General features: G+C 36.4%; 12 protein-coding genes and 1 tRNA gene. 8 read left to right on the forward strand and 5 right to left on the reverse strand.

Annotation, left to right across the window (positions count from 1 at the left end; all coding sequences use genetic code 11):
* The first annotated feature begins 71 nt into the window (after positions 1 to 71).
* The 4 genes from IPP64_16970 to IPP64_16985 all read left to right on the forward strand — a co-directional run bounded on the left by IPP64_16970 (position 72) and on the right by IPP64_16985 (position 7210).
* The gene (locus IPP64_16970) at positions 72 to 3323 is read left to right on the forward strand and encodes a SpoIIE family protein phosphatase (GenBank protein MBL0331055.1); all 3252 of its coding nucleotides are present in this window, start codon (positions 72 to 74) and stop codon (positions 3321 to 3323) included.
* 103 nt (positions 3324 to 3426) lie between these two features.
* On the forward strand, positions 3427 to 4995 hold the full coding sequence (locus IPP64_16975) for a T9SS type A sorting domain-containing protein (protein ID MBL0331056.1): 1569 nt from the start codon (positions 3427 to 3429) through the stop codon (positions 4993 to 4995).
* Between the two features lie 135 nt (positions 4996 to 5130).
* On the forward strand, positions 5131 to 6591 hold the full coding sequence (rpoN, locus tag IPP64_16980; protein MBL0331057.1) for an RNA polymerase factor sigma-54: 1461 nt from the start codon (positions 5131 to 5133) through the stop codon (positions 6589 to 6591).
* Positions 6592 to 6796: 205 nt separating this feature from the next.
* Entirely contained in the window at positions 6797 to 7210 is a 414-nt protein-coding gene (locus IPP64_16985) for a hypothetical protein (GenBank protein MBL0331058.1), read from the forward strand.
* Here IPP64_16985 and IPP64_16990 read toward each other — a convergent pair.
* Positions 7207 to 7905 carry a PorT family protein gene (locus IPP64_16990; GenBank protein ID MBL0331059.1) on the reverse strand — a complete coding sequence of 233 codons (699 nt, stop codon included), beginning with the start codon at positions 7903 to 7905 and terminating at the stop codon, positions 7207 to 7209. The genes IPP64_16985 and IPP64_16990 overlap by 4 nt on opposite strands.
* Positions 7906 to 7962: 57 nt before the next feature.
* Positions 7963 to 8583: an HAD family phosphatase gene (locus IPP64_16995; protein MBL0331060.1), complete on the reverse strand. Its 621-nt coding sequence runs from the start codon at positions 8581 to 8583 to the stop codon at positions 7963 to 7965.
* 122 nt (positions 8584 to 8705) lie between these two features.
* Here IPP64_16995 and IPP64_17000 point away from each other — a divergent pair.
* A tRNA-Ile gene (locus IPP64_17000) sits at positions 8706 to 8782 on the forward strand.
* A 27-nt stretch (positions 8783 to 8809) separates the two neighbouring features.
* Here the strand turns inward: IPP64_17000 and mce are convergent.
* The gene (gene mce, locus IPP64_17005) at positions 8810 to 9211 is read right to left on the reverse strand and encodes a methylmalonyl-CoA epimerase (protein MBL0331061.1); all 402 of its coding nucleotides are present in this window, start codon (positions 9209 to 9211) and stop codon (positions 8810 to 8812) included.
* Between the two features lie 103 nt (positions 9212 to 9314).
* Positions 9315 to 10118 carry a hypothetical protein gene (locus IPP64_17010; GenBank protein MBL0331062.1) on the reverse strand — a complete coding sequence of 268 codons (804 nt, stop codon included), beginning with the start codon at positions 10116 to 10118 and terminating at the stop codon, positions 9315 to 9317.
* Between the two features lie 306 nt (positions 10119 to 10424).
* Between IPP64_17010 and IPP64_17015 the strand changes: the two genes are divergently transcribed.
* From IPP64_17015 to IPP64_17025, 3 genes are all read left to right on the forward strand, one after another.
* On the forward strand, positions 10425 to 12176 hold the full coding sequence (locus IPP64_17015; GenBank protein ID MBL0331063.1) for an ABC transporter substrate-binding protein: 1752 nt from the start codon (positions 10425 to 10427) through the stop codon (positions 12174 to 12176).
* A 76-nt stretch (positions 12177 to 12252) separates the two neighbouring features.
* On the forward strand, positions 12253 to 13935 hold the full coding sequence (locus IPP64_17020) for a mucoidy inhibitor MuiA family protein (GenBank protein MBL0331064.1): 1683 nt from the start codon (positions 12253 to 12255) through the stop codon (positions 13933 to 13935).
* Between the two features lie 28 nt (positions 13936 to 13963).
* Entirely contained in the window at positions 13964 to 14953 is a 990-nt protein-coding gene (locus IPP64_17025; GenBank protein ID MBL0331065.1) for a DnaJ domain-containing protein, read from the forward strand.
* Here the strand turns inward: IPP64_17025 and IPP64_17030 are convergent, their stop codons facing one another.
* A complete protein-coding gene (locus IPP64_17030; GenBank protein MBL0331066.1) occupies positions 14954 to 15406 on the reverse strand; it encodes a hotdog fold thioesterase in 453 nt (150 codons plus the stop codon).
* Positions 15407 to 15596: the final 190 nt, after the last annotated feature.

The following is a 15596-nucleotide window of genomic DNA, read 5'->3' on the forward strand; positions in this document are numbered from 1 at the left end:
AATAAAAAAGCCCCTGCAATCACGCAGGGGCTTTTTATTTTTTCCTATCTTTAATTCGAATAATAAACGGCTTGAAAAAACACTTCAAAATATTCTTCCCACTTTTCTTTTTGCTCATTGCAAACAACGTTGCTATTTCTCAAACATACGACTTTCACAATTTTAATGTCGAGCACGGTTTGGCGCAATCACAAGTTTTGTCGATGTGTCAAGATAAAAATGGAAACATTTGGTTTGGTACAAACAATGGTGGAGTAAGCAAATACGATGGTAACAAATTTGTGAATTATACCGAAAACGACAGCCTTGTTAACAATGTCGTTTTTTCGATTGCCGAAACAAAAAATGGAAACATGCTTTTCGGGACCAATGGAGGATTGAGCGTTTTGAATGGAAAAAAATGGCTCAACTTCACCGAAAAAAATGGATTAATACACAATCGTGTATATAAAGTTTTAGAAGACCGGGATGGCATAGTTTGGATTGGAACAGGTAAAGGTGTTTGTCAACTCATCAACAATAAAATTGTTCCATTTAATTCAGATACTCTCCTAAACAAAGCGCGCATTTTTGTTATTTATGCCGACAAAGCAAATAACATTTGGTTTGGTACCATTACAGATGGCGTTATCAAATACAATACTACTACTAAAAAATTTACTTATTACGGTAGTTCCAAAGGATTGCAAGATAATTTTGTGCGCTCTATCAATGAAGACTTACAAGGCAATGTATACATTGGAACCAACTCCGGAATCAATCGCATTACTACCGGAGGAGCACTTGAAAAAGTAAATATCCCAGGACAAGAAAATGTTGCGTTCACGTCCATCATTCCCGATTCAAAAAATAATTTATGGTTTGGAACAAGCGAAGGTATTTATAAATACAATGGATTTACGCATCGAAAATACACGAGTAAAAACGGACTGGCAAGCAATATATTGATGTGTGGATTACAGGACCGTGAAGAGAATTTTTGGTTTGGAACAGATGGATTTGGTGTTTCAAAATTTACCGGTGAAGCATTTGTTTCATATAGTTCAAAAGATAGTTTGCCAGGCGATTATATCAAATGTATTTTTCAAGATTCGCGAAAAAACATCTGGATGGGTGTAAAAGATTTTGGTGTAGTATGCTTGATAAATGGTAAAATAATCAATTACAAAGTAAACATTAAAGATATTCAACACTCATTAGCCGATAATGATGTTCAAGCGATCACAGAAGACAAACAAGGAAACATTTATTTCGGAACCAAATCCGGCTTAAGCGTTTTTGATGGAAAATCTTTTCACAACTATTCTAAAAATGATGGACTCCCAGAAAACAATATTCTATCCATTTACATCGATGCAAAAAACACCATTTGGATTGGAACAGCTTCCGGATTGTCCTATTTTAAAAACAATACGTTTACCACACTCGATTCAAAAAACACCAAAAATTTCGAGGTGAACCTTCCGGTATACAACATTTTTGTAGATCACAAGGATGCTTTTTGGCTGGCATCAGAAAATGGTGTGATTAAATACGATGGCAACTCATTTCAACGATTTAATAAATCAAACGGTTTTACAAACAAACGTGTCATCTCTATTTTACAAGACAAATCCGGATTGCTTTGGTTTGGAACAGACGAAGGAATTTTTAGTTACGATTATACCACCTTCAAAAACATCAGTATAAAAGATGGACTGGCTGCTAACAAGGTATACTTGATGTTACTTAATAAAGATTTCTTGTGGATAGGAACCAACAACGGAATCGACAAAATAAACCTCGAACTACTTCGAACAAACAATACACTCGACATCAAACACTACGGAAAAGAGGAAGGCTTGCAAGGTGTGGAATGTAATTTTAATTCACAAATGAAAGACGACCAAGGTAATCTTTGGTTCGGAACAATTAAAGGAGCCACTGTTTACAATCCTAATTTTGATAAAATCAATCATCAGGAAGCGTTAACACGCATTACCGGAATACGTTTGTTTTTTCAAAATGCTGATGACGACTTAACAAAATATTCAGAAGGCATCGACAATATTACAAACCTACCAAACACATTGGTTTTGCCTTATGATAAAAACCACATCACCTTCGATTTTATCGGTGTTTGTATCACCAACCCGAATAAAGTAAAATATCAATTCAAATTAGAAGGTGCAGATGAAGATTGGTTTCCTCCTACTTCCAAAACGGAAGCCACCTATTCTTCTTTGCCTGCTGGAGACTACACTTTTCATCTGAAAGCAATGAACAATGATGGATTGTGGAATGAAAAAGATGTGACCTTCAAATTCACGATTCTTCCTCCATGGTATCAAACCTGGTGGTTCTATACTATTGCGGTTATTATCATTTTCGCACTCATCTATTTATTCATCGTAGTGAGAACACGCAACCTTCAAAAAGCAAAAATTGAATTGGAGCAAGAAGTCCAATTACGAACATTCCAATTGCGACAAGAAAAAGAAAAAGTAGAAATCGTTAACAAAGAAGTAACAGAACAAAAAGCCATTATTGAAGCGAAGAATCATGATATTACGGATAGTATCAAATACGCAAAAAATATTCAGGAAGCATTGTTGCCACCATTGCAAAACTTACACAAAGAATTAAAAGATGCTTTTGTACTGTATTTACCAAAAGACATTGTGAGTGGTGATTTTTACTGGTTTGCAAAACGAAACAACAAACGATTTATCGCATCGGTAGATTGTACCGGCCACGGTGTTCCTGGAGCATTCATGAGTATTATCGGGAATACATTATTGAACGAGATTGTAACGGAAAAAAATATTACTTCTCCTGCAGAAATTTTGAATGAATTGCACATTGGAGTGAAAACATCCTTGAAACAAAGTGGCAATTCAGAAAATGAAAGACGAGATGGAATGGACATTGCACTCTGTTCCTTAAATGAAGAAGGAACAATTTTAGAGTATGCAGGAGCCAATCGACCGTTATGGATTTTTAGAAAAGGAAAATCTGGTGACGAATCCTTTGAAATGATTAAAGCGAATAAATTTCCGATTGGGGGCTTGGAAATGGACAACGAAATCAAACGCACATTTACTAATCATAGTATTCCTGTTGAAAAAGGAGATATCGTTTATATTTTTTCCGATGGATATGCTGATCAGTTTGGTGGTGCAAAAGGAAAAAAATTCATGGTAGGAAATATGCAAAAACTCATTTCCGACATTTATCAAAAGCCAATCAAAGAGCAAGAAGAACTACTTCATAAAAATTTCCTTGCCTGGAAAGGCGAAATCGAACAGGTGGATGACGTACTGGTTATCGGTTTCAGAATTTAATCCAATTTTATTTGCTTTTTTCCGTAATCTGTTATAAATTAGTCACTTAATCCTTTGTTTCATGAAACAACAATGGGTTGAATACTCACTTAAAACGAACTCCATGAAAAAATTTCTACTTGTATTTTCAGCAATACTAACTGCATCGATTGCGCAAGCACAAACCGATGCAAGCGTTATGTTATCAATTGATAATGCTGTGGTTCTACCCATTTCTTCTTCCTCTGCAGCCGACTACAGTTATATAGCTACGTTACCGTCCGGAGAAAATATCATTACGCATCAGATATCTGCCATTGGTGGTGAACGCCTTATTAATGTTAAAAAAATTAGTGCAACAGGAGGGGTATCTACCCTCTCGAATTTAATCATCCCTTCATCTTTCACTCTTGCAACGAATATGAAAGGTTTGTCATGTTCAGCCAGCGGGGCTTACACCTGCTTATTTGGGGATGTAAACGATTTGTTTATCGTAAAATTTAATTCAGCCGGAGCTGTTCTTTGGCAAAAACAATTAAATGTTCCATCAGTAGTGTCCATCTATTATAATCACTCTTTAAACGAAACCCCTTCAGGTGATTATTATGTTTCTGTTTCTGCATATGGCTTTATGGGAATTATTAAATTGGATGCCAATGGAAATGTGTTGTGGACTAAAAGATTAGCAGGCCCAAGAGACGATGGAAAATGTCCGGGCTTTTGTTCTGAAGTAACATTAAGTGGTGGATGTATTTCCACCTTGAAAGATGAGAACTTCGAAACAATTATCAATTTAGCACCGGATGGTTCATTGATTTGGTCTCGTTCCTATACGGATATGTCCTATCGCTGGACAAAATCCATCAAAAAGGATAATCTTGGTAATTTTTATATCCTAGGAACTTATGGAACTGGAGGAGCTACATTTGTTCAGAAGATAGACGCGAATGGAAATTTTATCTATGCAAAAAACCTTTCCGGAACGACTTCTTATCACGATGCGATTGTAACCAACTCAAATGAATTTATTCTATTATCAACAACACCATCTTACAAGTTAACAAAATTAGGCGCAACAGGTAATGTTACTTGGAGCAAAGGAATTGGTGCTGTTGTCAACGGAAATCCATTCTCTTATTCAACACTATTTTCCAAATCTCCAAGCGCAAACATCAGCTTTCATGCTTGGTTGAACGATACTTCTTCTATTGTATTCAAATTCTCAGGTGATCCAAATGAAATTTGCAACAACTATAATTTTCCAGTTGAAAACACAACAGATGATGCTCAAATTTTAGCTGCAGAATTAGATACGACTTGTAATGTTTCACCACTTGGTGTAAATGTTACCAACACTACTTTCAGTTCCAATACAACGGAATATTATCAATCAACAGATTTCTGCTTCTATATTGCGTCTGTGAACGAAACAACAACGCTTAATTTAAACATCTACCCAAATCCTGCAACTGATTTTGTAAACATAGAATTGGGTAATTTAAATACGGTTGATGTACAAAATGCGTTGTTGGTTGTTTACGACATGACCGGCAAGAAAGTATTTGAAAAACAATTGACCACTTCATCGATGGATCAAATTTCAACAGTTAATTATCCTGCAGGATTGTATACGATTATTATTTCGAATCCAACCAGCATTCTTGCAAAACAACGTGTGATTGTGCAGAAATAAAAAAACACCTTTCCTTTGTAATAAGCTCGAAATGAACACCCTTTCGAGCTTATTTTTTTATCCGTTCATTCCTCCCCCTTTCCTGGTTTTTTTGGCTGAATTTTTGTTAATTTTGTGGAAACGAGCAGAACGATTATGTTAAGGCAGATTCAGTCGCAAAAATTATTACAGAAATTATCCCCGCAACAAATTCAATTGATGAAATTGTTGCAGTTGCCTACTATCGCCCTCGAACAACGTATCAAAGAAGAAATGGAAATCAATCCTGCACTGGAAGAAGGTGTAGATACAGATGATGAGCCGAAAGATGAATTTGATAATGATGAGGAGTTTGATGATACCGCCAAAGATGACGACAATCAACGTGAAGATTTTAGTTTGAGCGACTACATGGATGACGATGAAGGTGCATCCTACAAAACCAAAGTAAACAATACCAGTCCGGATGAAGAACGCAAGGAAATTCCTTTTTCTGTAGGCGTTACTTTTCAAGATATGTTGGAAAGTCAGTTAGGGATGAAAGACCTGGATGACCGGGAATATCAGATTGCATTGCACCTCATCGGGAATTTAGACGATGATGGATATTTACGAAGAGAATTATCTTCGATTGTAGATGATATCGCCTTTTCACAAAACATTACCACAACCGAAGACGAATTAAATGAATTATTAAAAGTGATTCAGGATTTTGAACCTGCTGGAATAGGCGCCCGTGACTTACAAGAATGTTTATTGATTCAATTAAGAAAAATTGAAGTGCAAAGCATGATTGTCGAGCTCGCTACCGAAGTGGTAGAAAAACAAATGGATGAGTTTTCGAAAAAACATTACGATAAAATTTCGAAAAAGCTGGAGATTGATGATGACACTTTAAAAGAAGTTATTCAAGAAATTTTAAAGTTAAATCCTCGACCAGGAAACTCCATGGCAGATGGTCAAAAAAGCCATCAGCAGGTGATTGCCGATTTTATGATGGTGAATGAAGAGGGACAGTTGATTTTAACCTTGAACTCCCGTAACTCACCCGATTTAAAAGTAAGCAAGGAATATTCTCAAATGTTGGAAGAATATTCAAAATCAAAAGATAAGAGCAGCAAGGAAGCTTCCATGTTTGTAAAACAAAAGCTGGAAGGAGCAAAATGGTTTATCGATGCGATACAACAACGCAGTTATACCTTGTTGTATACCATGAATGCCATTATGGAATATCAAAAAGAATATTTTTTAACGGGTGATGAAACGCTTTTAAAACCAATGATTTTAAAGGACATTGCAGAAAAAGTAAACTTGGACATTTCTACGATTTCGCGTGTAGCAAACAGTAAATATGTTCAAACCCCTTTCGGAACATTTTTATTAAAATCGTTTTTTAGTGAGTCGCTTTCAACCGATAGCGGAGAAGAAGTTTCAACCCGTGAAGTAAAAAAGATTTTGGAAGATTGTATCGCGGCAGAAAATAAAAAGAAACCCTTAACCGATGATAAGCTCACCAAAATATTAAAGGAAAAGGGCTATAATATTGCCAGAAGAACCATCGCAAAATATCGTGAACAGCTGGATATTCCTGTTGCTCGACTAAGAAAGGAATTGTAATGGTGGATACAGAGGCGCGCTTCGCTAAAATTATTTCATATGTATTTCATCCTTTATTAATGCCAACTTACGGGTTTGCATTTATCTTTTTACAGAAAATTACATTTCCACATTTGTTCCTGCATTACTAAAATATATTATTCTGGGCGTTACCTTTTTATTTACGTTTTTACTCCCAACCGTCAACGCGTTGATATTATTGAAGATGAAGCGGATTCAAAGTTTGGAAATGGAAACCAATGAAGAACGAATTATTCCCTATAGCAGCACCGCCCTTTATTTTTTTGCATTGTTCTATCTATTTTACGATGCTGAATTTCCGAGTATTTTCAAAATTGTCATCTTAGGAGCGGGCATTTCTATTTTGCTCACGTTCCTTATTAATTTCAAGTGGAAGATCAGTGCGCATACCATTGGCATTGGAGGAATTGCAGGAGCCGCACTGGGCATCATTTATCGGGTTCAAATGGATATGAGCATTGCGTTCATTGCCATCGTTTTATTATCTGGAATTGTTGGGTATGCACGACTGAAACTCAATGCACACAGTCCTGCGCAAGTATATACAGGATTTGTTTTGGGATTTTTTATTGAATTGGGGTTGATGTTGTTTTATTAATACAACAACATCCCGACACCTATTGAGTAAGGAGTCATTCCTGGTTCGCCTCTTCCTTTTTTGAAAATTTCAGACAACGCATAAAACCCTTGCAAATTAAATTTGTTGTACCCGATTCTGAGCGTAATACCATAACGTAACGGATCGATGTTTTTGATTCGATACACTTTTATTTTCCCATCGGCATCCGCATATTTTGTATGCACATTGTAGGCATAACCGATTTTCCCGCCAATGGTCAATTTAAAACTTTTCTCTCCTCGTGTTCTTAACCTCAATTCAACAGGTATTTCGATGTAATTCATGGAAAACTTGTTGGTATTGTACTTTACAGTTAAAGGCACAAAGGAGGTATATTTTCCATCAATTGAATAGGTTAGTTGTCCGTTTGTATGCACATCATGTGTGCTGAATCCTGCTCCGACAGCAACACTAAACGGACCGTATCCAAAGGGGTAATCCCACATCAAATAGGCATTTCCACCTAACGAATATGGTTTTTGACTGATACCGGTTGGCCAGTTACGGTAGGAATCAAAACTAAAATCAACTACGATATGATCTTTCGGATCGGCAATTTTTTTGGGTGGTTTTTCGGTATCATCAGTTGTTTGAGCAATCACTGAACTACCAAAAAACAAGAAGAAGAAAAAGAAAGGAAAAAAGGAATTTACTTTTAGGGATATCAATTTCATCAGCTTATTGTTTCTACAAAAATAATCATTTTAAAATTGATTCGAAAACCATCTGTTTTAAAATAGATCCAGCACTGTTTGTTTTTTTACATCTAAGAAGTAAGTCTGAATACCCAAGGAATTGGCGCTTTCAATGTGTTGCGATGAATCATCGATAAAAAGGGTTTCATTCGCCTTGAGTCCATTTTGATTCAAAACAAATTGAAATATCTCCGCATCGGGTTTTCGCATGTTTATTTCATAGGAGAGATAGGTCTTTTCAAAATGCTGATTAAAATTAGGGACCTGAAATTTTTTCGTTAAATAATCATTAATAAAAAGCATATGAATTTCGTTGGTATTGCTTAGTAAAAAAGTCCGGTAGTTCTTTTTCACCTTCATCAACAAATCCAATCGCTGTAAGGGCAAATCCAGCAACATTGCATTCCAAGCAGTATCAATCTCTTCGTTGGTTGTTCCGGGTTTGCATTGTTTCTTCAGTTCGTCTCTAAATGATTGTGAAGAAATCAATCCTTTCTCATAAATATCAAATAATTTCTTTTGTTCTTTTTGAGAAAAATACGCTTCAAAATGAGGCAGTCCAATTTTTGAAAAGGCGTCTATCAATAGTGAATAATCGATATTGATGATAACACCACCCAAATCGAAGATGATGTTTTTTATGTTCTTTGATTGAATGTCCACAATTTAAAGGGAGTAGAGTTTTGTTAATTCGTTCTATTTATATAATTTCGCAATCCAATTTTTGCAGTAATGCAAAAGGGTTAATACAACCTAACTCTCCGCAGAGTATAAATGCCGGGCCTATAGCTCATTCGGTTAGAGCAACAGACTCATAATCTGTGGGTGCTTGGTTCGATTCCAAGTGGGCCCACCACTAAAAGTCCCGTATTTGCGGGACTTTTTACTTAATCTCCTGACACAATTCAATCAGTACACCATTAGTTCCTTTGGGGTGTAAAAAGCAAATCAGCTTGTTGTCTGCCCCTTTTTTGGGTTGTTCTGATAGTAATGTAAAGCCTTCCGACTGTAACCGTTTCATTTCTGCATGAATATCGGCCACTTCAAAGGCAATATGATGAATTCCTTCGCCTTTTTTCTCAATAAACTTGGCAATGGGGCTATTCTCATCGGTGGCTTCTAATAATTCGATTTTACTGTCTCCCAGTTGAAAAAAGGAGGTAGAAACCCCTTCACTTGCCACTTTTTCGAGCTTATAAGGCGTTTTTCCGAATAATTTAGTGAATAGGTCGTTGGATTGCTCAATGTTCTTTACGGCTATCCCAATATGCTCTATCTTTAACATTATCAATTATTTAGGTTAGTACAAAAAAATAATCCCGATCGTGGGACCGGGATTATTTTTTAAAATTTATCATTTCGAGTTGTTATCCAAGTGGACGAGCAACTTATTTTTTGATGAACTCGCCCATTTTGTTGTCGTAGTTCAAATAATATGCACCTTTGGGCAAATTAGAAGCGTCTACGGTAGAGGCAAATCCGCGTTTTACGATGTTCCCGAATTGGTCATAAATCTCAAACATGGTTTCAGTAGGTGTACTACCTGCGAAGAATCCGATTTCTTTGGACACTTTAGCCGGGCTGAATGTAATTTCAGGTGAAGTAGAGTTATAATCAACTGTTTTAGATAATTTCGGTTGTCCAGTATAGTCTACTTGTTTCACACGGTACTGGTTTTTACCGGAGTGAGGGGCAACTAAGAAAGAATAGTTATTTTGGTCAGGAGTACCATTTCCTTCAACTTCACCAACTTTCACCCATTTGTTCCAACGGAATTGCTCAATAATATAAGCTAATTTACCAGTTTCGCCTTTTGTTGACCATTTGAAAGTTAAATCAGAACCTACAGCCATTGAAACAATCTCAAATGTACTTTTCGGCTTTAACACCTCTGGATTTAACACTTTTGGTTTGCAATCGTCTTTATGCGTAATTTTCACCTCTACCTTATCTCCAATCTTCAATTGTAAGTTTCTAAAGTCAATTTCGAATGCACTTGATGCAATCTCATCTGTTGTAACGTTTCCGTTAACTCTAACTTCTTGTACACAAAAACCAACACCAGATCCAGCAAATGGATTTTGAATATAGAGATTCTTTCCTTGATAGTTTCCTTCCAGCACTATTACTCCTACAGCAAAAACCGAAGATGAAACAATTAAACTAAAAGCAGTAAACAGTATTTTTTTCATTGTACTTTTTTATGTAAAAAACAAGAACTCATAATAGGGGTTCCTTATTTTCGAACGCAATATTATAATCTTATTTAATAATTTCAAAATAAAAAATCATTAATTTTTCGAATTCATCGCAAATTTAAACAATTTTGTCATACACAATACATCTCTCGTAAACAAAATCAAATATTTTCCAAGATTGGGCAAAAATCGAGTTTTTTTGTATATTTACTTGCTTGTTTGTGAAAGATGCAGTAATCTTGCATTTAATTTTAACACCAAATACACGCGTTTTATCAATATATATAGTAATACAATCTTATGAAAAAATCCTTTTTAGTTATCCTCTCTGTAGCAGTTCTATTTAGTTCTTGCTCTAATTCTACCAGCGAAGGCGGGTCCGACAGAGTTGCAAAAGGCGACAAAGTTTATGGCGGAACGTTGCGAATCAATGAAACTGAACAATTTCAAACACTTTACCCTGCAGGGATCACGGATATCGGGTCAGCTCATATCGCTAACCAAATATACGAAGGATTAGTAAAATTTAATGCTAAAGACCTTTCCATTATCCCTAGTTTAGCGGAAAAATGGGATGTGGATGCAGCAGGAACAACTTACACCTTCCATTTAAAGAAAGGCGTGATGTTCCAAGATAACGAATGTTTCCCTGACGGAAAAGGCAGAGAAGTAAAGTCTTCTGACTTTAAATATGCTTTTGAATTATTATGTACAGACAACAAAGACAACTCCAACTTCGCAGCAACCTTCAAAGATCGCGTAGTAGGTGCAAACAAATTTTTTGAAGCAAGTAAAGGTAAGCCAAATGGTACTATTGACGGAATTAAAACTCCGGATGATTACACCATCTCTATTACTTTAACTTCTCCAAGCTCTTCTTTCTTATTTGCTTTGGCATCTCCTGTTACCAGCGTAATCGCAAAAGAAGCTTATGAAAAATATGGTGCTGATATGAAAGTTGGTACCGGTCCGTTTATGTTTGTTGAAAACGGAGCTACTGATAAAGCATTATTAAAACGTAACAACAACTACCACGGAACAGATTCATTGGGCAACCAATTACCTTTCTTGGATTCTGTTGTCATCAGCTTCTTACCAACCAAAAAACAAGAATTGGATAATTTCCAAAATGGTAACTTGGATATGGTTATCGGTCTTCCTTCTGAATCTATTAAAGACATGGTGGAAAGCCAAATTGCAGACTTTCAAAACAAGCCACCAAAATACGTTTTAGAGCGTTCTCCAGAAATGGCAAGTCAGTATTACGAGTTCAACATGACGAAAGAACCATTTAACAACATTAAAGTTCGTCAAGCATTCTCTTATGCAATCGACAGAAATAAAATTGTTGAAGATGTATTAAAAGGTGAAGCTTACGGTCCTGCTATTAATGGTATCTCTCCTCCTTCTTTTAAAGGATACGACATTACCAAAATCACTGGTTATGACTTTGATGCTGAAAAAGCAAAAAAATTATTAGCAGAAGCTGGATATCCTAATGGTAAAGGATTCCCGAAAGTGAAAATTGAATTGAACAGCGGTGGAGCAAAAAACACAAATGTTGTTTTGGAAATCCAAAAACAATTGATGGAAGTTTTAAATGTAAATGTTGACTTTGAAGTTGTTCCACAAAAACAAAAAATGGAAGATGCAAAATTTGCACGTGCTGAAATTTTCCGCGCAGCTTGGATTGCCGATTTCCCTAGCCCAGAAAACTTTTTGTGGATTCTTTATGGTGCTACTGTTCCTGCTGACATTGCTCAACCTTCTTATCCAAACACTCCTCGTTACAAAAACGAAGAATTTGATAAATTGTTTGACTCCGGAAAAGCTGCAAAAACACAAGAAGAAGGATATGCTGACTTATTGAAAGCTGAACAAATCATGATGAATGATGCTCCAATTATGATGTTGTGGTATGATGAAAATTACCGTCTGGTGAAATCTAACGTTCGTAATTTATTCTCTAACCCGATGCGTTACAGAGATTATTCTCAAGTATATTTAAAAGATGTTACTCCTGCTGCTCCTAAAGGCGAAGAGAAAAAATAAAATTTTAATTTCATTTAATAAAACCCTGACGAGTTGTTTATCAATGTCAGGGTTTTGTTTTTTAAAACAAATCGACATGAAAAAAATAAAATCACTTTTTGCACTGGTTATTGCGTTTTGTTTTACAACTGTATCACTTGCCCAAACGACTGAAACCACTCAAGACATTAGTGTTCCGGTGCAGTCGGTTATCATCTACCTCTATGGAGCAGAAGTTAGCCAAAGCAAAACAATCACACTGGCACCGGGTAGAAATAAAATTACATTTACCGGACTCTCACCAAAATTGGATTCAAAAAGTATCCAAGTAAGCGCCAGCGGAAATGTTGCGATCCTTGCTATTTCGGATGCAGTCAATTATATGTCCAACCAAAAAGAAAGCAACAGAATTAAACTACTAAAAGATTCTGTAACCATTTTATCAGATGGTATTAGTGCTGCCAACAATGATAAAGATGCATACATGACTGAAAAAAATATGCTTCTTAAAAATGAATCCATTGGTGGCCAGGATAAAGGTGTTGCCATTACAGAACTAAAACTTGCCGCTGATTTTTACCGTGCTCGAATCAAAGAAATCAATACAGAGATTTCAAAGCTGGATAAAAAGCGCAATACCCTTCAAGAATCATTAACAAAAATCAATCAGCAACTGAATGAGTTGAATGCAAAAAACAATCAACCCACTTCCGAAATTTCAGTATTGATTTCTTCATCCGCTAAAATTTCTTCTACCGTTGATTTAAAATATTTGGTAAGTGATGCAGGGTGGGCACCCAGCTACGACTTGCATGCAGAAGATATTAATTTGCCAATCGAATTAAAGTACCGTGCGAAAGTTTACAACAATACCGGTATTGATTGGAATGATGTAAAACTAAAATTGTCTACAGCCGACCCATCAAAAAGTGCTTCCAAACCCGAATTGCTTCCGTGGGATTTAACCTATGTTTCCGTTCAAAAAAACAGAAATGTTTACGCGAAACAAAAATCGGCAGCACCTGCTTATCAATCAGGAGAAGGCTATATGCAGAATTCTATTTCCAACAGCAACGAAATTTCGATTCAAAAAAGTATTCCAGCAAAACCCAATGTTCAATTTGTAGAAATTGAAATTGCCGAATTGAGTGCAGAGTTTGAAATCAAAACACCATATACGTTTCCATCCGATTCAAAACCGTATATCGTAGATGTAACTGAATATAAATTACCGGCTACATTCCAACATTTCAGTGCGCCCAAACTTGATCGTGATGCCTTTTTATTGGCGCGCATCACCGGCTGGGAAGATTTGGATTTAGTGGAAGGACCGGCTAACGTTTATTACGGTGGAACATTTGTCGGGCAATCCTATATCTATACCCGAAGTGCGGATGATACCTTAGATTTATCTTTAGGGCGCGACAATAAAGTATTGGTAACACGTAGCAAGGTAAAAGAATTCAATACAAAAAAATACATTGGCAATACCACCAAGGAAACATTTGCCTACGAGATGATGGTGAAAAATAATCGTAAAACACCCATACAAATTGAAGTAGAAGACCAATTACCAATTTCTACACAAAGTGATGTAACGGTGGATGCCATTGAAACAACAAAAGCAGAGTTCGATGCAAAAACAGGGAAGCTGGTATGGAAATATACACTACAACCTGGTGAAGTAAAAAAAATTGAGCTTTCTTTTTCTGTTAAGTATCCGAAAAATTCAAAAATAAATACACAGAAATTCAGAACGGTAAGCAGTCCGTCTTTTTAATTTTGTGCTGATTAGTTGCTAGAAAAAAATGGCAGAAAAGAATTATTATATTATTTTAGAAGTAAAGAGCACTGCTACTTTTGAAGAAATCAAAAGTGCGTATCGCTTGTTGGCGAAAAAATACCATCCGGATAAAAATATCGGCAATAAAGCTGCGGAAGAATATTTTAAAGAAATTCAACAAGCGTATGCGATTCTTTCCAATCCTGAAAAGCGAAAAAAATACGATTTAAAAGCTTCTTACACGAACCGCACACAGCCGCAACAACGACCAAGCTCGGGCGGACCGCAATACACCGGCAACGCTTATCAGTATGCCCAACAGCAAGCGCAGTATCAACAGCAACAAGCCTATGCACAAGCGCAGCGAAAAGCGGCAGCGAACAAACCGGAGAAAAAGGAAGAAAAGGAAACCTGGCAAATCTTGGTAAGTATTGGAATTGCACTCATCCTATTGTACTTTATCATTTCATATTCTACTGAAAAAACAACGGCTTCGTCCACTACTGTTCTTCAAAAAACAGAGCAACCAGCAGAGTCAGAAGCTCCTGCTGCTCCCTTTCCAATTAGTAACTATGATTCTCCGTTCACTACTTTTTTTGGTGAAGAGCGCTACGATGAAGGCAGTAAAAACAGTATCGCCTTTTTTAATGGAAGCAAGCTTGAAGCGATTGTTTGTTTGGTAGAAAAAAATGCTCCGAATAAAACCATCCGCAACTTATACATGAACAGTGAATCGGAAATAAAAATGGGAGAAGTACCTGATGGAGAATATTTTTTAAAAATCTATTTTGGCAACGATTGGAATGCAGAGCAAACATTCAGCAATATTAACGTAAAAGGGGGATTTAAAAACAACAATACCTTCATTCAGCTGAATGACGGGAAAGATGCGCTGGTGATGAAAAAGGAAAAAAGAGGTTCACTTGATTCGTATTCAACCTATGAGATAAAAATTCGGCCAGATGAAACAGAGCAAGCGAAAAAAATTACAGCCGAAGCCTTTTTTGCGAACTAACTATCCTTTCCCTAATACTTTCGCTTTTGAAACAACACTGCAGGTAAACCTACTGATACAGGTTAAGTCACCTGCATCGTTGTAAATTTTAATTTCCCAAATGTGATTCATCCCTTTGGCATGAATGGGTTTGCATATTCCGGTTACCATTCCACCGGTTACCGCTTTGATATGATTGGCATTGATTTCGATGCCGACTCCAATAAATAAATCGGGGTTCACCATTAAAAAAGAAGCAATACTTCCCAACGTTTCTGCCAAAGCAACCGATGCACCACCGTGTAGGAGTCCGAATGGCTGTTTTGTTCGCCCATCCACTGGCATGGTTCCTTTGATATAATCATCCCCGATTTCAGTAACCCGAATGTGCAAGGATTCAGCAACAGTATTGGCATTCATCCATTCGATGCTTTCCACTGTAGGGTTGGCATACCAAATTTTAGTGTTTTTCATTGTTTTATAGAACTAGATTTTCCCGAATTTCGCCACAGATTCACAAATTTTTTTGTGTAAAATTAGGTAAAAGGATTTATAAATAGTCGTTAATTTCTGTCCTCTGTTAACCTATTTGAAAGATAAGAAATCCCCTATAAATCAGTGAATCTGTGGCTATTTAGTACATATTTTCGACAAACATCAATTA

The sequence above is a fragment of the Bacteroidota bacterium genome (genome assembly GCA_016722565.1).
Classification (GTDB): Bacteria; Bacteroidota; Bacteroidia; order 2-12-FULL-35-15; family 2-12-FULL-35-15; genus 2-12-FULL-35-15.